Source organism: Actinomadura miaoliensis (assembly GCF_039536785.1).
In the GTDB taxonomy this organism is placed as follows: Bacteria; Actinomycetota; Actinomycetes; order Streptosporangiales; family Streptosporangiaceae; genus Spirillospora; species Spirillospora miaoliensis.
In genome coordinates this window covers 75,027-96,080 of sequence record NZ_BAAAZG010000029.1, presented here as the reverse complement: position 1 = coordinate 96,080, position 21,054 = coordinate 75,027, and the positions used below count along the sequence as shown (strand labels likewise).

The following is a 21,054-nucleotide window of genomic DNA, read 5'->3' as shown; positions in this document are numbered from 1 at the left end:
AGGGAAGGTCACTGGCTGCGGATCGCGGTGAGGAAGGTGGCCCACTCGGCTCGGGTGAACTCTAGGATCGGTCCACACCCTTTGGCCTTGGAGTCGCGGACGCCGATCATGCCCGTTTCGCCTCGGCCTACTTCAACGCAGGTTCCGTTGGGATCACTGTGGCGGGACTTGCGCCAGTGGCTGTACTGCCTGGTCATGTAGGGGAATCCTGTCTAGCTGGTCGTTCTCTTGGCCACTTCAGTTAAGAGGGCAACGGTGTCGTCCGGCGACAGAGCAGCCCGGCTGAGATGCTCATAGCTCCGTTCATACCGTTCAACCTCGCCTGGTTTGGTGTGAACGATATCGGTGTTGATCGTGTCCACTACAGCCATTGGTGGATCGTCGGGGTCGGGGAACATGTAGAGAGTGAACGTCGTCCTCGGCAACGTCCTGCCGCCGATACGGGCGTCGACTGGCAAGACACGCACGGTCAGCCGTGGTTGAGTAGACAGCACCTCCACGATATGCCGCAGTTGGGCGGCCATCACTTCGGCAGGGACGGTGAGACGGCGGATGACCGTCTCGTCCAGAATGACCTCGTAGGTGGGGCCGCTCGAGCGGAAGATCGCGCGCTGCCGATGCAGCCGAGCCTCTGTCATCTTCTCGGGCACGAAGTCCAGTGCGCCCTCCGCCTCGGTGAGATCGACCAAGGCCGTAATGAACTGAGTGGTCTGCAGGATGCCAGGCATCACGGTCTGGTTGTACTCGCGGATGGTCTTGGCGCCCGACTCGATGTCGGCGTAGAGGCGCTGGCGGCTGCCCATGGCGTCGCCGTAGTTGTCCCACCAGCCGCGTTCGGCGGCGTCGCAGGCGATGCGCACGATCTCCTTCCACTTGTCGTCGGTGACATCCAGCACGTCCAGGATCTTGATGACCTCGGCGACCTCTGGGCGGACCTTGGCGTTCTCCAGGCGGCTGATCTTCATCCGGGAGTGGTGGATGAGGTCGGCGAGGCGGCCGGCGGTCAGGCCGCGGGCTTCGCGGAGGGTTCTAAGTTCCGTCGCCAGTCGCCGGCGGCGGACGAAAGGGCTGGTCATCGATGACCTCCCGGGAACGTCGCATTCTCGTCACTACGCTGTGTACACGATCAGAACGCTCCGCGACGGGAAAACCGCTCAGCCGGGTGTCCGTATCCGGCCATCGAACGTACGAGCGAGAACGGGCAGCCCGCGTCCAGTGTGACGCCTCCGTCAGGACGAGCGCGTCACACCGGACGCAAGGGCCGGGATTCCTCAGGTCTCCAAGGCCAGCGCCATGGCCGTCTTCACCAGGTCGGCGAGGAAGGACGGCGGGTCGCTCTCCGCCTCGACGGCGGCCTGCCTGTAGGTGTCCTCGTGCTTCCTCTCGAAGCCCTGGCCGCTGGCGACGAGCCTGGCATGGGCCTTGCCCCAGTCGCGCCACTCCAGCCGGAGATAGGCCTCCAGGTCATCGTGGAACACCGCGAACCCGAACCCCACCTGGGTCTGCGGGAAGTCCTCGACCGGTGCGCCGAAGTAGCCGAGCAGCTTGCGGTTAAGTTCGATCGTGTCCGTGCGCCTCTTCTCCTTGGTGTTCTGGGTGAGATCGCCGTGGCGGGCGTCGCCGTCGAACACCGCGAGGGTCGGGATGCCGAGGCCGGTGAGGATCGCGTGCGCCAAGGGGATCCTGGATTTTGCGCCGACGTCCACCACGGCGATGCCGTGCTTGTTCAGGGGGTCGATGCGTTCCGCGCAGCCCTCGAGAGCGCCCTTGTCCGACTCGCCCTCCACCAGGACCACCGCCTGAGCGAACAACGCCTCGGGAAGGTCCCGCAGACAGACCCTCATGATTTGTAGCTGGACCTTCTCGCCTGTGAGGACCTTGCTGAGCCGCGCAGAGATCTGCTCCCGCGTGGTCGAGTGGATGCGGACCGCTGGCGCGTCGTTGTTCACGGTGCGGACGAGACGCCGGATCTGGTGGAAGCCCTCCGTTTCCAGGAAGTATGGGCTGTGCGTGGCGTACGCAACCTGTATTCCGCGCTCAGACTGTCCGGCCAGGGTGCGCAGCACCGAGGCGAACACACGGGCCTGCACTGGATGCTGGAATAGCTCTGGTTCCTCGATGGCCAAGCACGCAGTTCGATTTTTCGGAGATGGATGGTTCTCAACCAGCATCCGCAAAACGATGATCAGTAGCGCTCGCTGGAAACCGTGTCCCTGCTGATCTATCCGAGTGCTGGCGTTGCGATCCTGGATCGCGACCTTGACCTGTGGCAGCGGGAGCGGCATCGCGGGAAGATGCGAAGTGAACTGCACTCTCCGCCCTGTCGTGAGCTGTTCGATCTCCCGTGTCAACCTCTGCGACAGCATTGTGAGCTGGGGCTGGTAGTGCGTGTTGTGGATCCTCTCGCGATTTTTGTTGAGGAAATCATGTAGTTCGAGCAACTCCTGGTGCCACTGTGCACTGTCAAAAGCCTGGCGGACTATGCGGTCGAGGATTGAACCTTCAGCACTGGGGTCCTGCTCGATTGCCCGCATGTCCACGCTGACAAATATGTAGTCGAACAGGCCGGACATCTTCGCTTGGCCCGCAAATCCGAAGAAGTAGGTATCTGACGCCGCCTGTGTGGCGACCAGTCGCTCCGGGTGAGCCTTTTCCCAGGAGTCCATCTCCTTCTCGGCTTCTCGCCAGCTCCGCGCGGCTGGCAGGCCAAGGGCGGGGAGCTCCTTCCGCAGCGTCCTGTACCGTGCGACACGAGCGACAGCCTTGTCTAGGCTGCGGATCCCTTCAAACGGCGGGAAGCACATCGCGCGGCCAGAGAGTTTCTCGTTACCGTCCTCCCAGCGCTTGCACAGTCGGACAGACTCAGCGCCGCCAGCCGCATACTTGCCCAGGGCGGCGCGGTCGAGATCGGTGAGGTTGTCGAACTCCACCTCGACGATCACCTGCCGCTTCTCGGCCCCGGCCCACACGTCGTCGTCGGTGAGCTCGCCCCCGTTGAAGAACCAGTCCAGGGCGCGCAGCACCGCCGACTTGCCGACCCCGTTGGGACCGATGAGCGTCGTGACGTCATCGAAGTCGATCTCGACGTCGTGCAGGCAGCGGTAGCCCCGGATCCTGGCTTTTCTCATCCTCATGCCCAAATCACACCGGTCACAGAAGCACCATGGCAACCTATTTCCTCAGATACTCGCCGGTATTCTTGATCGTTAGAGGTCTGGAAAGTCAAATGTGCAGCAATGGCGTGATTTGTGACGTCTGCGCTTCGGGGACTCCCGGCGTCGGCGGGAGTGGTCGGCGTCCGCTCATCCCGTCCTCGAGATCGGCTGCTGACCGTGATGCTCGCCGGTGCGTCGCGGTGCGTCCACGAGTGCATGCGGACGCGGATCGCTCGGCGTTCATCCCCGTGGTCGGGGCGCCGGCGAACCGGCACGGGGACGGTCCGGCGGGTGGGCGCGCTGGTGGCTCGTCAACGGCGCACGTCGTCGGCGTGGTGACCCTGACCGGCAGGGCGCCGCTTCCCTTGTCTGGCGGCGCGGTGTCCGGCCCAGAACACGATGATCGGGACGGCGGCGAGCAGTCCCCAGTACTGCCCGTACAGGGCGATGTGCCAGGTGGTCGCCGACGGCACGAGCTCGCAGAACTCGGGGTTGTCGTATCCCCAGTGGATGCAGGCGAACTGGTCCCGGCTGAGCATCACCGCCATGGGTGCCACGGCACCGGCCGTCGCCGCGGCGAGCATTCCGTGCAGCGCCCGTAGCTCGCTCGCCCGGTGCAGCGCGACGACACCGGCGACCGTCTGCACCAGTCCGGCGAGCGCGAGCCCTACCGGAATCGTGGTCCATCCCACCAGTCCCGGCAGCAGAAGCGCGGACTGCACGTGAATGCGGAGGATCGCCAGGCCGGCGACGCCGGAGACGGCCAGGCCGCAGCGGATCGCGAAAGCCGGTCCGGAGCGCCCCCGCGGGCGTCCCGTCATCCGGCGGGACACCGTCAGGCCGCACAGCGGGACGAGCGCCGTGACCCACAGGAGCACCGGGTTGAAGAACTCGGTGCCGGCGACGGGAAAAACAATGGCTCTGTCGATCATTCCGACGAAGAATCGGATCTCGGGCGGCAAGCCGGGATGGAGCCGGCCGAGGACCTCCTCCCACATGGCCAAGTGCAGCAGATAGCTCAGCCAGACGCTCAGCAGCGGTATCCCGGTGGCGAGCGTCAGCGCGACCGGGAGCCAGGGGCGCCGGCCGTGCCGGACGACGGGTGCCCAGGCATGCGCGGTCCTGACCATCCACAGCATGGCGAGGCGACCGCCGAGCACCAGCGTGATCCACCACAGCACCAGCACGGCGAATGGAATCTGCAGCGCCGACCCCAGCGACACGCTGTACGACTGGGATCCGATGGTGCCCAGCGCCAGTCCGTACCCCAGTCCCCTCCCCGCTCGCCCGGCGTCCTCCCAGGAACGGCCGAGACCCCGGCCCGCCAGTTCGGCCCGCCACACGCCCAGGCACAGGCTTCCCCCGAGAACGGCCGCCACCGGCAGGAGCGCGACCGGGCCGTACCGGCTGACCCCGGCCACCTCGCCGACCAGGTCGGTGATCGGCTCGTAGGCCAGCGTGCAGGCCACCCCCAGTCCGAACGCCACCCCGGGACCGAAGGCCGACAGCTCCGCCGGATCGGACAACGCCCGCAGACGACGGCCGGCCGACGGATGCGACGACAGGATGTCCGGCGGCGGATCCCGCCTTTTGGGCGCCGCCCTGCGCGCCTCCTCCTCCGCCTCGTGCTGCCGTTCCAGGATGGCGGTGAGCCCCCGCGCCGCCCCGGCCTGCACCGCGCGGGCGTCGGCGTGCAGTTCACGGCTGTGCAGAACGGCGTTGCGCGCCAGCGGCACCAGCACACCCATGATGACGAGCTGCAACGCCGACAGCAGATGGAACGGCACCGGCCCCGACAGCGACGGGGTGACGAAGGGCGCGAGCGGGAATCCGATGACACCAGGCAGAAGCACCCCGCGCAGGAACAGGCGCCATGCCGTGTCAGTGATGAACGTGATGTCGATGTCGCGATTGCGGACGTGCGCGAGCTCGTGAAGGACCACCGCCCGGTACGTCTGTCGGTCGGTGTCGTACAGCTGCAGCAGGCCGCGGCTGAGCATCACGTGACGGCGCCCGCGCCGCCCGAAGGCCAGCCCCGTCACCCTCGGGTTCAGCAGGTCGACGAGGAACGTAACCCGGTCACCGACACCCATCGCCTTCGCCAGTGCCGTCAGTTCGCGGGCCTGTTCGGGCCGGCGGTCGGCGGGGAACGGACGCAGGTGCCGTCGCCTGACCCGCAGCGCCGGTCGCAGCCAGTACAGCACCAGGACGACCGCCCAGAAGACCGCTAGCACGCCTACCTGCGCCATGAGTATCTGGGCAGGGGAGGGTAGGCCGCACCGGGCAACAGCCTCCTCCAACGAAGGCGAACTGCCCCCGTCCCACGACTTCGTCACCTCGAGGACGCACCGCCGGAGTCCACCGGGGGTGATCCCGTCGAGGGCGCCCGAGGCGAACAGCAGCGGACCGGTCCAGAACATGCCCTCGGTCACCACCGCCGCCGACATCGCGATGACCAGCAGGACGAACCGCAGCGTGGTCCCGGACGGTATCGCGGAAGGGGTGGACCACGGCGCGCGGGGCGATCGGTTCATTCCCGGGCGGGCGCCGTCGGTTCTCCTCCGGGCGCGGTGCCGGGCTCGGGATCGGGTGCGCCGGACACGGCGAGCCCCCCGATGATCGCATCGGCGAGCAGCTCGGCCTGGTCGTCGGAGAGGCCCAGCGCCTTGGCGCGCTCCACCGCGATCTCCCGGAGATCCGCCAGGCGTTCCGGGGGGAGCGGGGCCGGCAGGGGGAGCGACTCGTCCTGGCGCACCCGGTCGCGCTTGGAACGTCGCAGCAGGCGTCCCAGCCGCGACTTGACCCGGCCGCCCGCCGCGTCGAGCGCGCGCGTCGACAACTGGGTCACCACATCGACCGCCACACCCAACGCCACCGCACTGACGATCGCCTCGGCGACCTCGAGGCCCATGCCCAGCGGCTCTTTGCTCGGCGCGGTCCTCGCCTTGGGAGGCAGTGCGAAGAATGCCGCGCTTGTCTCGTCAAAGAGATCAAGTTCCTGCGGGGCCACTGCGGCGACGCCCCGCCGCGCCAGGCTCGCCGCCCATTCCCGCTGCCGGTCGTCCTCCATGCGACAGAGAGTTACAGACGGAGTGAAAAGGGTCAACACCATTCGGCGGAGCCTCGCCCACTGGGCACTGTGACCTGCGGGAACCACCTTTTGACCAGGCCGAAACACGTACAGGCCGGCATCGCTTTCCGATCTGAGGTAATGGCGGGCCCAACCCGGTTATCGGCTCCGTGCACAGTTCACTCTCTTTCATGTTCACGAGCTGAACGTTCATCCGGCGCGAGCACACCGGCGGAACGCTGGGCGCCTGAGCGTGCAAATTGGCGCCGCTGCCGTCCCGGGCCGCGAATCCGCGTGCCGGGGCCACCACGCCCTGTGACTATGAGCAGGTGAGACCACCGCCGTGCACTGCACGGCACCGGTGAATCCCCGAGAGGTGCCCATGTCCCTGGCGACGTTCTTCGCGGCCCACCCCGCCACCGCGCAGCGCTGGCGGCGGTCCTTCCCGGGAGAGGCCGAACAGGCCGCCCACGTCCGGCGTCTGGTCGCGACGCTGCTTCCCGACTGCCCCTACCTCGACGAGGTGCTGCTCGCCACCGACGAGCTGGTGGTCAATGCATTGCGGCACACCAAGTCCGGCCAGCCCGGCGGCGCATTCATCGTCGAGATCGGCCACTGCGACGACGCGGTGACCGTCGCCGTCACCGACCAGGGCGGCCCCACCGAACCCGCCGTCGCCGACCTCGACGAGTACGCCGAATCCGGTCGCGGCCTGCGCACTGTGGCAGCCACCGCCACCGGTTGGGGCTGGTTCGGCAACGACCGGGCCCGCGTCGTCACCGCCGTCTTTGCCCCCGGCCACTCCCTCTGGGAGATCGCATGAACCCGCAACTGCTCCGCGACCAGGTCGCCGGCCGCGTCCACGCCGCCATGCTCACCGCCATGCGCGCCGACCCGCTCGTCCTCGCGCAGACCGCCGAAGCCATACGCGCCCCTGGCGACCGGGCCCTCGTGAGCCAGGCCCGGAACCTGCTGCTCGCCACAACCGCCGCGCTCACCACCGTCGTCCACATACACCGGTATGCCCCCGACCCCCACGACCGGGATATGTGCCGCGCCTGCGGTACCCCTGACTGCCGCACGCTACGCGGCATCGCCGAGGTCCTGCACGCCTACGGCACCCCGACCGCCCACGTCGACCGCGCCGAGGCATGGCGCCGCGCCGACGCCTGGTTCACCCACACCAGCAACGGCCCCGTCCTGGTGTCGGTCAAGGAGTTCGCCGCCGGCTTCATCGCCCGCGGCATCGCCCCCAACCTGACCGTCCCCGCCGGAATCCTCATCATCGACCGCCACACCGGCGCCCTCACCCAGTGGCCCGACCTCCCCGACGAGCGCCTCACCAGGGAATACACCCACTACCTCAACCGCCCCCTATGAGGCTGCCATCCACCATGCCGCTCCGCGGGCGGTCATCTGATACCTGGCTCTGAAATGGCCCGCCATTCCATGTATCCCAGGTATCCCAGGTATCCCAGGTATCCCCTGTATTCCCGAGTACGCGAGGAGTTAGAAGAGTCTTCGCTGGCGCCAGTGACGTCCACTGGGCCTGCCGCCACCCTGGTGTGGCGGGTAAGCAGGGGTGCCACCACGACGCCCAACGCCACGCCGTCCGCCGTCTCTTGCGGGGCCGTAACCCGATCACCCCCTCTGGCCGTCCACGACCAGACGGGCACGTGGCGGCGCTGGACGACCGCGCCGCCAAGCCAGACATCGTTGAAGTGTCCGAACGGTGGGGGCGGGGGCTGGCCGAGCATCCCTCCCCGATCGCGCTGATGTGGCTCCGGTTCAAGTGGCGCCACATGAAGCAGCACGGCGTCCGCGCCTGCTAAGAGGTGACCGCCCGCTACGTCGATGGCCTCCTCGACAACACCCGACGCTGGGCCGACGTCTGGACAGCCGAGGTCACGACCGGTGTCATCGACCGCAATGCGACCTCGCCTCGAAAGAGGCCCCATGCGCTGCGATATCTGCAAGGAGACAATTACAGCGCTCCGCTACCTGAAGGACTAGCGGTGTAGACATCCGACCTGCTCCAGGTGCCGGCGGTCCTTCGGCGCGCGTCGCAGCCTGCGTCTTCACGCAGACGGCCAGGTGGTTCGTTAGCGCGTCAGCACTCGAGCTGTCCATCGACTCACTGGCGCGGGGACGCCAGGCACCGGCACTCCTCCGCCACCGACTAGGCAAAGCCCCTCGTCAGCCGCCTACGCAACCTCGTCGGCTGCGGCGACGTGGGAGAGCGCGCCCTGATCGGCAACCAAGTGATTCCGCATCCCATGCGGCCAGAGCGGCCGGACAGCGCAGCACGGTCGGCCGTGCCCAAGGGGCGTCCGCCCGGACCCGGCGCCATGCGGGGCCCGGACAGAGTGAGGGGTGTCAGCTTCCTACGCCCGCCTCGCCAATCGGCTCGGCCAGGCCCAGCTTTTCCAGCCTCATCAGGATGGCCCTGGCGTGGCGGCCCAGATGTTCGGAGAGCTCGTCGGTGTTCATGCCTTCCCGCCGGAGCCTGATGAGCAACGCGTCGTCCTCCTCCGTCCACCGTCGTCCGTGGTCGGGGTGGCGGGGCGCGTCTTGGCCATGCGCTGCTCGAACTTTTCACGCTGTTCGGCGGCGAGCCGCCGTTCCAGCTCGGTGAGGTCGATCTCCTTGAGGATCTCGGGGGCGACGGTGTACGTGGTCGTCCCCGCCTGCCGGGCGACGACCATGCCTTCCTCGAAAGTGATGCGATCGGCGTCGACGATGAGTTCGGTGACCTGGGCCTGTCCGAGATGCTGAGGCGAGTCGAAGACGAACCTGGCCTTCAGCTCTGGGAGAGGTCTGCTGTGAGGGGGAGCCATTCACGCTTGAGATTCCCCAGAAGCCGATCCCGCACTTCCGTCCGTACCTCCGCCCTGGCGGACGCGCAGATCGGATCCAGGCAGTAGCGGCATACCGCCTCGTGCTTGGACGGATCCTTGCACATCACGATGGCGAGAACGCGAATGGGCCAGATGAGCTCGAGGAGGTCGTCGCTTCCGAGTGCCATTCGGGCGGCCAGGGGAACGTTCTCGAACAGGGATCGGGTGGCGAGCCCGATCACCGTCTGTACGTCGTCGCGGCCGAGGCCGGGCGGCCACCCCAGATGGTCTTCCACCACCCGCAGCATCATGCGCTCCGCAGTCTGGCCGGCTCGGGCCAGGAGCATCTCGACCGCCCGCAAGCCACCCTCGTACATCTGCCGGAGCTCGTCGAGCACGTGCGCTGCCCGGGCGAGCAACTCGCACCAGAAGTGGTTGGCCACGGCCCAGCTCTGGAACCTCTTGGTCTTGTCCGGGCCCAGCCGATTCTCGATCTCACTCAGGAGACGTCCCCGTTCGGGATCGTCTCCGCCGCGGTCGAACGGCCCCGTCACCTCTCGCGTACCTGCCAGAAGTGGTGCCTCCCGGCGCAGCCACAGCACGATGTCGGCGACCGCGCAGCCGATCGCTGCCTGCGCCCGGGTCAGGCCATTGCGCTTATTCAGCCAGTCCCTTTCCCGGTCGTCGGCGAATTGCCTCGCCCGCTGACCGGTCGGCTCCGAGGCGATGATGAACGTTCCCTGCCAGCCGTGTTGTGCCCCTCCACACCCGGTACACCTGCACCCCGGACGGGTCGCCTCACCACAGCGGCTGTTGTGCCCCATGCGTGCCTCCGATAGAGCGAGCGGAGAACGCATTATCTGTAACGGGGGAGCGTGCGTGAATATATGGTCTCGATAGGTTATGGTCGGCTGTCCGCAGAGGAACATGGTTTCCGCTGAAACGACACGCTGCCGCGCTGCTTTTCGGGTGCATTGACGCAGGGGCAGGTGCCGTCCGCATTTTTCGCGTAGGCTCCATCAGCAGGCGGCCGCCGAGAAACCGGTCGCGCCTCGCTGAAACTTCTTCACGACACGGCCGTTTTCGGTCATGGACGTTCCAGCTGAGATGCTCCGCGGAGCGATGCTGCCGTGTCCCTTCGTCGCGGATCGAGGGCGAAGGTGCTTCTGGCCCCAGAGAGCCGGTGTCCGGAATCCCGAACGCTCCGGACACCGGCTCCTGTCGTGTGCTCCTGGAGGACTTGCTGTGCGTCAGTTGGTGTCGCCGAGACGGCGGCGGTCGGCGGCGGGGACGTACAAGGTGGGGTACCCGTCGATAGCGATCAGCCCGTCCAGGACGGACAGGTCCAGGTCCCACTCGGTCGTCCTGCGAAAGAGGCACTCGAACTCGGCCCGCTCGATGTCCCGCTTCGCGCGTTCGGCAGACCAGTGGTTCACCGCCGTGAGCGTGTGCACCACCAGGTCGAGCTCGCCGGCGTCCCTGGCCCGGTGCACGTGCTGCGTCCGGCGGCAGTCGATGCAGAGCGCCACGACCCGCTCCAGCCGCTGGACACGGGGCGCGTTGCCCCACTGAAACGACCACACCTCATGGACCTGGAGCCGCGATGCCCCGGCCCGCCTCCCGCAGACCTCACAACAATCACCGGCCCGGCCGAGCACCAACGCCTGCAGCCTGACCCAGTCCTTCGGGTGGACAACCTTGCGAAGCTCCGACCCCCACCACTCATCGGGCGAGCAGTGTGCAGACAGCCATCCCCGCCCGAGGCCGATCACCACGGCGAGCGGCTCTCGCTGGGGCGGGGTCGTCACACCCACCTCAAGGCCCAGCGCCAGCTGGCAGTCCCAATCCACATCAAGCTCGTGCCTGATGACGAAGGCCGCCAGCATGGCGCGCACGTTCTCTGCCGCACCCAGCAGGGCGGCGAACGGCATCACGAACCCATGACGCTCGTGGTCCCAGCGCACCCGCCAGCCCGATGCGGCGTGCAGCTCCTTGTTCGCGGCCTTGCTGTAGGGGAAGCGAAAGATCACCTGGTCGCCTTCACGACGCATGGTTCCGACCACGAGTTTCCTCCTGCTAACACGTGTTTTAGAGATGGCCAGGCCGACAGGGCGCGGAGTGACGGGAGATCAGGTCCAGTCGGTCAGGGGGCGGACTGTTGGGACGGGCGGGGCTTCGTTGTCGCTCGGTGTGGGAACCACTGTACACGGCTCGCTGCTAACACGTGTCATGAATTTTTGGAGCGGGTCTGCCGCGGCGCGTCTGGGAAGAACCGGCGGGACGGCGCCACAGCAGCCCGCGGCGGTGGACGGCATAGAGTTGGTGGGCCGCTGGGCCGACATCGCAGGAGGCCACGGGGACGAGTCCGGTGAGAGGGAGCTGAGTGATCGACCGCAAGGCGCTGCTCGCTGACCTGAGGAAGCAGGTCACCTTCCTGGAGCAAGACCTGTGCGCCCGTGTCCGTGAGGACGAGGCGATCCACGCGCGCCTGTATGGCGAGTGGCAGAAGGCTCGCGAGGCCGGCCGTACGGCCGCGACCTTCGAGAGTCGGCGGGACGAGTGGGTGACGCAGGCGGCGCTGGCCTGGGTGCTCGGCACGGTCTTTCTGCGGTTTTGTGAGGACAATGGCCTGATCCAGCAGCCGTACCTCGCCGGTCCGGGGGACAGGCTCGCCCTTGCTCTGGAACGGCAGGCGGACTACTTCGGCGCCAACCCGGATGGCACCGACCGAGACTGGATCTTGGCGGGCTTCGCGGAGATGGCGCGCACGCCAGCCGCGGCGGCGCTGTTCGACAAGGCCCACAACCCGCTGTGGTGGCTCGAGATCTCGCACGACGCAGCCGCGGCACTCGTGGCGTTCTGGCGGCACTGCGATGACCAGGGCGAAGTCGTCCACGACTTCACCGACCCCGACTGGGACACGCACTTTCTCGGTGACCTGTACCAGGACCTGTCCGCGAACGCCAGGCAGAGGTACGCGTTCCTAAAGACTCCCGAGTTCGTGGAGGAGTGCATCCTCGACCTCACCCTCGAGCCTGCCGTCCAGGAGTTCGGGCTCGAGCGGCTGCGGCTCATCGATCCCGTCTGCGGGTCCGGATCTTTCCTGCTCGGGGCGTTCCGTCGATTGTTGCGAAAATGGCGATCCGCCGAGCCTGACACCGACACCTGGGAACTGATACGGCGTTCACTGGCCTCCGTGCACGGCGCCGACAGGAGCCCCTTCGCCGTCGCCATGGCGCGGTTCCGGCTTCTGATCGCGGTGATGCGCGAGGGAGGGATCCGAGAGCTTCACGGCCTGCCGGACCTGCCGATCCGTGTGGCGACGGCCGACTCCCTGCTTGACGAACGCGGTGCGGACCAGCAACAGATGACGCTGCTCGGCATCCCTGAAGACCCTCCAGAAATCCCTGAAGACCCTCTAGAAGACGAGCTGCTGAGGGCCGGAAGCTACCACGTCGTCGTGGGCAACCCGCCCTATGGGACGCCCAAGGACAAGGCCGAGGCGGCGCGATATCAGAAGTTGTATCCCGTCGCCGCCGGAGCCTTCTCCCTGACAGTGCCTTTCACCGTGCGCTTCTTCGAGCTCGCCCGTCCGGCGAGCGACGACGGCCGGGCGGCCGGCTACGTCGGGGTCCTGATGGCCAACGCGTTCATGAAACGTGAGTTCGGGCGAAAGCTGATCGAAGATTTCTTCCCCACGGTCGATCTGACGCATGTGATCGATACATCGGGTGCCTACATCCCAGGTCACGGATCTCCGACGGTGATCCTTGCTGGCCGCCGTAGACGGCCCGGACTGACGACGTTCGTCGTCTTCGGAAAACGCGGGGAGCCTCAGATACCGAGGTCGCCGGCACGCGGTCTCGTCTGGCAGTCGATCATCCAGAGACTCAGGGGCAGCACTGAGGCTGATCCCTGGACGGCCTCCGGTGAGTTGCCCGCATCTGCCTTCCACGGGTCCCCCTGGAGGCTTGGACCTCCTGACGTCACAAAGCTGCTCGACGCTATGGACACTGGGCGATCCTTGCGTGAACGGGTTGTCCGCATTGGATATGTGGGGAACACGGGAGCCGATGACTTGTTCACCGCGCCTCAGGCGTCGTGGTGGCGTGCCCAAGTCGAGCAGCAGCCGCTCGTCGACGTGCTCACTGGGTCCGAAGTGCGGGACTGGCAGGCGGTGGCCGAACGCCAGGGATTCCTGCCGTTGTCCTCGATCGATGACGAGCGAAAGTGGGTGCCGATCTCTGAATTTCCACGTCACCTGCGCAGGCTCTGGTCGTTCCGGACGTCGCTTCGTGAGCGCAGGAACTTCACGGGCGGTAGTTATCGTGAGGGCGGCCGAGACTGGTACGAGTGGCACCACGTCACCCGTAGATCCCGGACGCACCCATGGCTGATAGTTTTTTCTTGGGTGGCGACTCATATGCATTTCGTCCTGCTGCGCGACCACTCAGTGGTCCCGTTGAACTCGGCTCCTGTCATTGAACTGCCGCAGGAGGCGACGGAACTCGATCTCATACAGCTCACCGCGGTGCTCAACAGTTCGGCGGTCTGTTTCTGGTTGAAGCAGCACAGCCAGAGCAAGGGCCAGCCGAGAGTGGGGCAGACTGGCACGGGCGAGCCGTGGACGGAGTTCTACGAGTTCACATCCACGCGTTTGGGAGACCTGCCGCTGCCGCCCGACAGATGGTCCGGTGACCGGTGGTCCGTCCATGCTCGACGCCTTGATGAATTGGCTCAGGAGATGAAGGCCAACGCGCCTGCCTCCGTCATCGAGGCTGAAGGGCTGCCGGAAGCGACGAGACTTGAGCAGGCCCGAGAACAATGGTCCACAGCTCGCGAACTGCTAATCGCGTTCCAAGAGGAACTCGACTGGGAAATTTACGTTCGGTACGGACTCATCGCGGAGGAGGACGCGGTCCTGGCCTCACCTGACTGCGTGCCGCCGGTGCGCGGGGGAGAGCGCGCCTTCGAGATCGTTCTTGCCCGCCGGCTCGCGCGAGGCGAAATCGAGACCACCTGGTTCCAACGGCATGGGTTCACCCCTATCACCGAAATTCCCGCACACTGGCCTGAGGGGTATCAGAAAGTAGTTCGACAACGGATTGAGGCAATCGAGAACGACGCGTTCATTCGCCTTATTGAGCAGCCCGAGTACAAGCGGCGGTGGGGGACCCCAGGCTGGGAAAAACTCCAAACGAAGGCCATTAGAGAGTGGCTACTCGAGCAATGCGAGGATCCTTCTCTCTGGTATGAGGAGAACGGTGAGCAGCGAACTCCACTCCCACGAACAGCGGAAGAGTTGCTGGATCTGCTGCGTGCACGAGATGGCGTGGAGAAAGCGCTGGAGTTGTACGCGTCAGGGCGAGAGCCGATCGCCGCTCTAGCTGATCTCCTGGGTGACGAGCACGTTCCTTACCTATCCAAGCTCTGCTTTAGGGACAGCGGACTCAAAAAGCTGGCCGACTGGGACAACGTTTGGGAACTGCAGCGGCGTGAGGATGTGCAGAAGGTGCAGAAGGAGCAACTGGACATTCCTGTGCCGCCGAGATTCACCTCGTCCGACTTCCTGCGAGTCGGTTACTGGCGGCAGCGTGGCAAATACAACGTCCCGAACGAGCGGTTCATCTCCTACCCGGGTGCCTCGCCTTCTGGAGACCTGCTCTTCGGCTGGGCGGGGTGGGACCACCAAGAGCGCGCCCTGGTCTTGATCAATCTCATCGAGGAGCGGACCAGCAGGGACGGGTGGGGGGCCGAACGGGTCATTCCGCTGTTGGCCGGCCTGGCGGAGTTGCTGCCGTGGGTGAGGCAGTGGCATGGCGAGGTTGATCCGGCCTTCGGGATGAGCCCCGCAGACGCGTTCACGGCCTATCTGGAGGCGAAGCAGATCGACCACGGGATCGTCGATGACGATCTGCGGAGCTGGCGGCCTGAGCCGCCCAAGCGGGGCAGGCCGCGTAAACGGCCTGACGTGGTCGGCCGTCAGTCACGGTAGGAGCTGAAAGAAGAAAGAAGTCGGACCGTGCCCGGTGGGGCCAGTGCGGGCAGCCGAGTGAGTCGGGCGACGCTGTCGGTGGCAGGCGGGATACTGGGTGGGGTCCCAACCCTCCGAGCTGAGAGAGCCATGACGACGCTGCTGCGCGACCTGATCGACATTCCGGAGCGGGTGCACTCCGGCGACATGGTGCTGAAGCTGTCCGGCGGCATCGCCGACCGGCAGACGGTGGCCCAGTATGTGGTCACGCCCCAGCTGGCCGACTCGTTCGACCGCGCGCTCGGCATCGTCCAGTCGGCGGTGGAGACCGGCACGTCGCACGCCGCCTACATCGACGGGTCGTTCGGCTCCGGCAAGAGCCACTTCATGGCGATGCTGTACGCGCTGATCCGCAAGGATCCCGACGCGCGCAGCAAGAAACACCTCAGGGAGATCGCCGACAAGCATGACCACTGGCTGGACGGCCGCAAGATCCTCATGGTGCCGTTCCTGTTCGGAGGAACGGCGCCGCTCCCGTCTCAGCTGCTCGGGCAGTACGTCAAGCACGTCACCAAGCTGCGGCCCGACGTCTCGCCGCCGCCCGTCTACCGGGACGCGCTGCTGATCGAGAACGCGCGCGAGCTGCGCGAGGCGATGGGGGACGAGGCGTTCCTGGCGGGCCTGCCCAGCGACCCCAAGTGGGGGAGCACCACCTGGACCCCGCAGGCGCTCGACGAGGCGATGGCCGCGCCGCCCGGCGACACCCAACGCCAGATGCTGGTGTCCGATCTGCTGGCCTCGCACCTTAAGGCGTACCGAACAGCCGTCGGCGGGGACACCGACGCGTTCGTGTCGCTGGACGAGGGGTTGTCGCTGATCAGCCGGCACGCCAAAGAGAAGCTCGGCTACGACGCGATCATCCTGCTGCTGGACGAGCTGGTGCTGTGGCTCAACACCCATCTGGCCAAGCCCGCCTTCCTCGCCGAGCAGGCCAGCATGGTGTCCCGGCTGGTCGAGTCGCCCGAGGGGGAGCGGCCCGCCCCGATCGTCAGCTTCGTGCCGCGCCAACGCGACCTGCGCGACCTGGTCAGCCGGGACGTGGCGGGCGCCCAGCAGACCTCGCTGTTCGACACCCTCAAGCACTGGGACGGCCGGTTCGACTTCATCCGGCTTGCCGATGCCAACCTGCCGGAGATCGTCAAGGAACGGCTGCTCAAGCCGAAGGACGACGCCGCCAGCGCGGAGATCGAGGCCGCGTTCGACCGCATCACCCGCATGCAGGGGCAGGCGTGGGAGATGCTGCTGGACGCCCAGGGAGGCCCGGCCGACGTGAAGGGCTTCCGTGCCACCTATCCGTTCAGCCCGGCGTTCCTGCACGCCATGGTCGACATCTCCAGCGCGCTGCAGCGCGAGCGCACCGCGCTCAAACTCATGTTGCAGCTCCTGGTCGACCATCGGGACACCCTGCCGTCCGGCAAGCTGGTACCGCTGGGGGCCATCTTCGACGTGCTGCTCAGCGGCGGCGTCGACCCGTTCAGCGACAAGCTGCGCGCGGAGTTCGACAAGGCCAGGAACTTCTATCTGGAGAAGCTGCGGCCGTGGCTGCTGGCCCGCCACAAGCTAGACGAAGAGAGCGCCGCCGAGCCTCCTGCCGCCTTCCGGGGGGACGACTTGGTCGTCAAGACGCTGATGCTCAAGGCGCTGGTGCCGAACGTCCCGGCGCTGCAGACGCTCACCCCCAACAGGCTTGCCGCACTCAACCATGGCTGGATCCCCTCAATGCTGCCGGGCCGTCAGGGCGAGGTCGTGCACAAGACGCTGCGCGACCTGGCCAGCGAGTTCGGTCAGATCCGCCTGCACGGCCAAGCCAATCCCACTGTGGATGTCGCACTTATCGGCATCGATACCAAAAGCATCCTCGACCAGGCACGCAATGTTGATGACCTTGCCGCCCGGAGGCGACTGCTCAAGCGGATGCTTTGGGAACAGCTGAAGGTGGGGGACGACGAGGCGTTCGTCAGCCGTCGCACCATCGTCTGGCGAGGTACCAGCCGTGTGGTCGAATTGGTCTTCGCCAACGTCGCCGATCCGAAGACCCACGCCGACGTGTTCGCGCCCGACGAGTCGGGTGCTCTGCGCGTCGTTATCGACTACCCGTTCGATGACATATACGGTCCCGCCGAGGACAGGCGTCGAGTCGAGGAGTTGCAGTCCGACCCACGCCGGTCCACCAACACTAAAACGCTGTTCTGGCTGCCGTCGTTCCTGTCACAGGACCGGCTGGTGGACCTCGGCGACTTGGTCGTCATCAACTACGTGCTAGAGCGAGATCGCCTGCGTGATTTGACGTCACTGCTGAGCGACCACGACCGCCAGCGGGCCTGGGAAGAGCTGAACAACCGGCAGAAAGCCTTGAGTTCCCGCCTTGAAGAGGCGCTGCGCAAGGCGTACGGGCTGGCCAGCCACGACGACATCGACATCGGCAAGCAGATCGACCAGCACATAATGGGGCTGGATTCGGCGATTGACATCCGACCGCCCGCCGCGCTCGGCTTCGACGCCGCGCTGGAGCACATCTGCGGCAAGCTCCTTGAACACGTCTACCCGAAGCACCCCAACTTCGCCGCGCCCGGCAAGCCCACGCCCTACCGGCTCAAGGATCTGCAGGTCGCGCTGTCGGCCATCGAGAAGGCCGTGGAGAACGCCCCCCCACGCTATGAGCCGCCGCGTTTCGACATCCCCACGCTCAAGCGCATCATCAACCCCCTCGGCCTGGGCGTCATGGGGGAGGCCGCCGTCGTTCTCAACGACAACTGGCCGATGGCACTCGACCGCCTCGCCGCGCAGAAGGGGCTCCACGGCGACATCTCGGTCGCCCAGCTCCGTGCCATGGTCGATGAGGAACAGCCGGGGCTGCCGCCTGACGTCGTCAACCTGGTCATCTCCGCCTACGCGCTGATGCGCGCGCGAGCCTGGGTGCGTCGGGACCAGATCATCCCGCAGCCCGACCTGAAGAACATCCCCGGCGACATCGTGCTGCGTCCCCAGGCGCTGCCGTCCCCGGAGGAGTTCGAGATCGCCGACCACCGTGCGGCCGAGATCTTCCAGTTCTCCCGGCAGCAGGTCCGCAGCCCCCGCTCGGTGCACGCGCTCGCCGACCAGCTGCGCCGCAAGGCCGGTCTGCTGCTGCCCCACACCGGCACCCTGGTGACCGAGCTGGAAGGCCACGCCGACCTGCTCGGGCTCGACGGCGGCGAGCAGGAGCGGTTGTCCACGGCGCGGGTGGCGCACGAGCTGATCGAGGCGCTGGTGGGCAAGGAGGACACTGAGCTGCTGGAGTCGCTGGCTCGCTTCGACCTGCGCGGCGTCGAACCCGTGGTCTACCGGGTGGCGCTGCGCGAGGCGCAGGCGGTCGCCGACACGCTGGCCGCCGCCGACTGGACGCTGCTGGGCCGTCTGCCGAAACTCGCCGAGTCCGGCGGGGATAAGGCCGAGCGCGCCCGGCTGGCCCTGGACCGGCTGCGCTCGGTCGCCCGCCGTGACGAGCAGGCGGCCCGCCTGGCCGGCGCGCTCACCGAGGCCAAGAACGCCGTCGTCGCGATCCTCACCCGCGATGACGATCCCAAGCCCCCGCCGCCTCCGCCCGTCAAGGTGAGGGGAGAGGCACGCGTGCTGGCCGACGGCCTCGACCAGGTCGTCGAACGCATCCGCAAGGACATGAGCGACCACCCCGACATGGAGTTCGAGATCACCTGGCGGAGCGCCGAATGACCGGCACCGCCACCAGACGGCCCGCGCCCGTCGCCACCCGTGGCATCGTCGAGGCGGAGGTGCGCCGCGGGCGCCGCCGCGCCCCCGACGGGGGGACGCTGCTGCTGCGCGCCGCACCCGAATGGCGCAGCGCCTTCCGCTTCCAGGTGGACGGCGCCTCGGTCCAGGTGGCGCCGTGCGAGTCGCTGCTGGCGGTGCTCGACGCGCTCAGCTCGAAGGACGCGGACTATCTGGTGCTCCTCACCCCCGCCGAGCAGGAGGAACTCGGCGCCGGCCTGCTCGCCCGAGTCATCGGGCACAAGCAGATCTCCGTCAACCGCCTGGACCTGGTCCGGCAGGCGTTCGGCGCCAAGTGGCTCGACCCCCGGTTCCGCTCACCCGAATGGGCGTGGCTTCCGGAGGCGCTGCTGGAGTCGCAGCCCGAGGGCGGCTGGCCCAAGGTAAAGGGCGCGTTCCTGGACCTGGACACGGCGCTGGCCGCGGTCACCGCCGCCCGGCTCGGCATGCGCGGCGCACCGGACACCGCCAGCCTGCTGGAATGGTCGCAGGATCTGCCCTCGGTAGCCCGTTTCACCGCCCTGCCCGACCAGGAGCAGTGCGGCATCGCCGACTGGCTCGGCCGGACCAGCGGACCCGCCGCCGACGTGCTGTTCCGGCTGGTGCGCGCCGGCAACGCCGTCGACGCCCTGGCCATCGGCCTGATCATCGGCCTGCTTCCGGCGCGGAACCGGCGCCAGACCGTCATCGCGGCGCGGGTACGCGCCGAGCGGCTGTTCGGCGGCGCGCTGCCGGGCGAGGCGTCGCTGACCGCCTTCGCGGAGGCGTCCGAGTCGCTGCTGCTGCGGTGGTTGCAGGGGGCCAGGCCCCGGGCCGAGGCGGTGCTCGAACGGGCCCAGCGGCTGCTGGACGACCTGCAGGCCGGTGAGCTGGCCAAGGACAGCCGAATCCTGGAGATGGGATACGAGGCGCGGCTGGCGGAGTTCGCCGAGACCGTGGCCCGGGCCGTCCCCGATCCGCTGCCCGTCGAGGTCGCGGAGGTGGACGATGCCCTGGCGAAACTGTGCGGCCACCAGCTGCAGGACGTGCGGCCCGAGACCGAGGCCGCGCGGATGGCGGCCCGGCTGGTTCGCCGTCTCGCCGCCGACGCCGACCTTCCGGCGACCGTGCTGCAGCACGTGGACCGGTACGTGCGCGACGGCGCCTGGATGGACCGTGCGGTCGCCCGCATCCGCGACCTGGACTCCGGCCGTTACGCGTCCCTGCTGGGCGCGGTTCGGGCACTGCGCGACGCCCTGGACGAAGCGTTCGCCGCCAAGCTCGCGGCATGGAGCGCCGGATCCAATAAGGGCGAGCGGCTGCTGCCGGTCGAGGACATCCTCGACCGCATCGCACGCCCGCTCGCCGGGCGGGAGGCCGCGCCGCTCATCATCGTCGTGGACGGCATGAGTGTCGCGATCGCCGCCGAGCTGGCCGAGCGGATCGTCGGCCGCTGGACCGAGATCGGCCGCAGCGCCGAGGGACGCGAGGGCGCCCTTGCCGCCCTGCCGTCCATCACCCGGTTCTCCCGCGCGTCCCTGCTCAGCGGGGAGCTGACACGGGGGCAGCAGGCCGAGGAGGAGCGGGGTTTCCGCGGTTTCTGGAATGGCAGGACGGCCGAGCTGTTCCACAAGTCCGACATCCGTGACGGCGTGAGCGCCGAGGTGCAGGCGGCCATCGCCAAGAAACGCGTCATTGTCGGCGTCGTGCTCAACGCGGTCGACGACAGCCTCGACAAGGGGCGCCCCGACGGCCGGGCCGGATGGCGTCCGGCCGACATCCGCGGGCTTCCCGAGCTGCTGGACGCCGCGTGGCGCGCCGGCCGTCCTGTCCTCATCACCTCCGACCACGGCCATGTCCTCGACCGGGGTGACGCGGTCATGACCGAGCGGGCCGAAGCGGCCAGGTACCGCGTCGGCGAACCCGGCGACGGCGAGGTCCGCGTGTCCGGGCGGCGTGTGCTCACTCCCGACGGCACCGTGACCGTGCCGTGGAACGAGCGCATTCGCTACACCCAGCGCAAGGAGGGCTACCACGGCGGCGCGTCGCTCGCCGAGATGGTCGTGCCCGTCCTGGTGCTCGTCCCTTCCCCGCGACTGGTGCCGGACGGCTGGGAGACCTACGAACCCGCGGTGCACGAGCCGACGTGGTGGGAGCCCGCCGCCCCGGGCGGCACCGGGAAGCCGTCCGAAGAGAGCCGGGCCGCCGCAG

The 21,054-nt window shown here is 67.5% G+C and carries 13 protein-coding genes; 5 read left to right on the top strand and 8 right to left on the bottom strand.

The window, feature by feature from the left end:
• Positions 1–8: 8 nt before the first annotated feature.
• The 5 genes from ABD811_RS22055 to ABD811_RS22035 form a co-directional block, all read right to left on the bottom strand.
• The gene (locus ABD811_RS22055; RefSeq protein ID WP_344950780.1) at positions 9–197 is read right to left on the bottom strand and encodes a DUF397 domain-containing protein; all 189 of its coding nucleotides are present in this window, start codon (positions 195–197) and stop codon (positions 9–11) included.
• Positions 198–212: 15 nt separating this feature from the next.
• The gene (locus tag ABD811_RS22050) at positions 213–1,076 is read right to left on the bottom strand and encodes a helix-turn-helix domain-containing protein (protein WP_344950777.1); all 864 of its coding nucleotides are present in this window, start codon (positions 1,074–1,076) and stop codon (positions 213–215) included.
• 195 nt (positions 1,077–1,271) lie between these two features.
• Positions 1,272–3,134, bottom strand: a complete 1,863-nt coding sequence (locus tag ABD811_RS22045; RefSeq protein WP_344950774.1) for an AAA family ATPase — start codon at positions 3,132–3,134, stop codon at positions 1,272–1,274.
• A 332-nt stretch (positions 3,135–3,466) separates the two neighbouring features.
• Entirely contained in the window at positions 3,467–5,689 is a 2,223-nt protein-coding gene (locus tag ABD811_RS22040) for a M48 family metalloprotease (protein WP_344950771.1), read from the bottom strand.
• Positions 5,686–6,225: a hypothetical protein gene (locus ABD811_RS22035; RefSeq protein ID WP_344950769.1), complete on the bottom strand. Its 540-nt coding sequence runs from the start codon at positions 6,223–6,225 to the stop codon at positions 5,686–5,688. The genes ABD811_RS22040 and ABD811_RS22035 overlap by 4 nt, the downstream gene beginning before the upstream one ends.
• Before the next feature lie 382 nt (positions 6,226–6,607).
• Between ABD811_RS22035 and ABD811_RS22030 the strand changes: the two genes are divergently transcribed.
• Both ABD811_RS22030 and ABD811_RS22025 read left to right on the top strand, forming a co-directional pair.
• Positions 6,608–7,048, top strand: a complete 441-nt coding sequence (locus tag ABD811_RS22030) for an ATP-binding protein (protein ID WP_344950767.1) — start codon at positions 6,608–6,610, stop codon at positions 7,046–7,048.
• The gene (locus ABD811_RS22025; RefSeq protein WP_344950764.1) at positions 7,045–7,605 is read left to right on the top strand and encodes a hypothetical protein; all 561 of its coding nucleotides are present in this window, start codon (positions 7,045–7,047) and stop codon (positions 7,603–7,605) included. The genes ABD811_RS22030 and ABD811_RS22025 overlap by 4 nt, the downstream gene beginning before the upstream one ends.
• 1,106 nt (positions 7,606–8,711) lie before the next feature.
• Here the strand turns inward: ABD811_RS22025 and ABD811_RS22020 are convergent.
• The 3 genes from ABD811_RS22020 to ABD811_RS22010 form a co-directional block, all read right to left on the bottom strand.
• A complete protein-coding gene (locus ABD811_RS22020) occupies positions 8,712–9,062 on the bottom strand; it encodes a hypothetical protein (RefSeq protein ID WP_344950762.1) in 351 nt (116 codons plus the stop codon).
• Complete coding sequence (locus ABD811_RS22015) at positions 9,026–9,886, bottom strand: hypothetical protein (protein ID WP_344950759.1); 861 nt, start codon at positions 9,884–9,886, stop codon at positions 9,026–9,028. The genes ABD811_RS22020 and ABD811_RS22015 overlap by 37 nt, the downstream gene beginning before the upstream one ends.
• A 426-nt stretch (positions 9,887–10,312) precedes the next feature.
• Positions 10,313–11,125 (bottom strand): hypothetical protein, encoded by an 813-nt coding sequence (locus ABD811_RS22010; protein ID WP_344950756.1) that lies wholly within the window; start codon positions 11,123–11,125, stop codon positions 10,313–10,315.
• A gap of 320 nt (positions 11,126–11,445) precedes the next feature.
• On the opposite strand from ABD811_RS22010, the gene pglX reads away from it, so the two are divergent.
• The 3 genes from pglX to pglZ all read left to right on the top strand — a co-directional run.
• The gene (gene pglX / locus ABD811_RS22005) at positions 11,446–15,057 is read left to right on the top strand and encodes a BREX-2 system adenine-specific DNA-methyltransferase PglX (RefSeq protein ID WP_344950753.1); all 3,612 of its coding nucleotides are present in this window, start codon (positions 11,446–11,448) and stop codon (positions 15,055–15,057) included.
• Positions 15,058–15,186: 129 nt separating this feature from the next.
• A complete protein-coding gene (locus tag ABD811_RS22000) occupies positions 15,187–18,807 on the top strand; it encodes a BREX-2 system ATPase PglY family protein (RefSeq protein ID WP_344950751.1) in 3,621 nt (1,206 codons plus the stop codon).
• On the top strand, positions 18,804–21,054 hold a 2,251-nt coding region (gene pglZ, locus ABD811_RS21995), incomplete at its 3' end, for a BREX-2 system phosphatase PglZ (RefSeq protein ID WP_344950748.1). The genes ABD811_RS22000 and pglZ, both read left to right, overlap by 4 nt.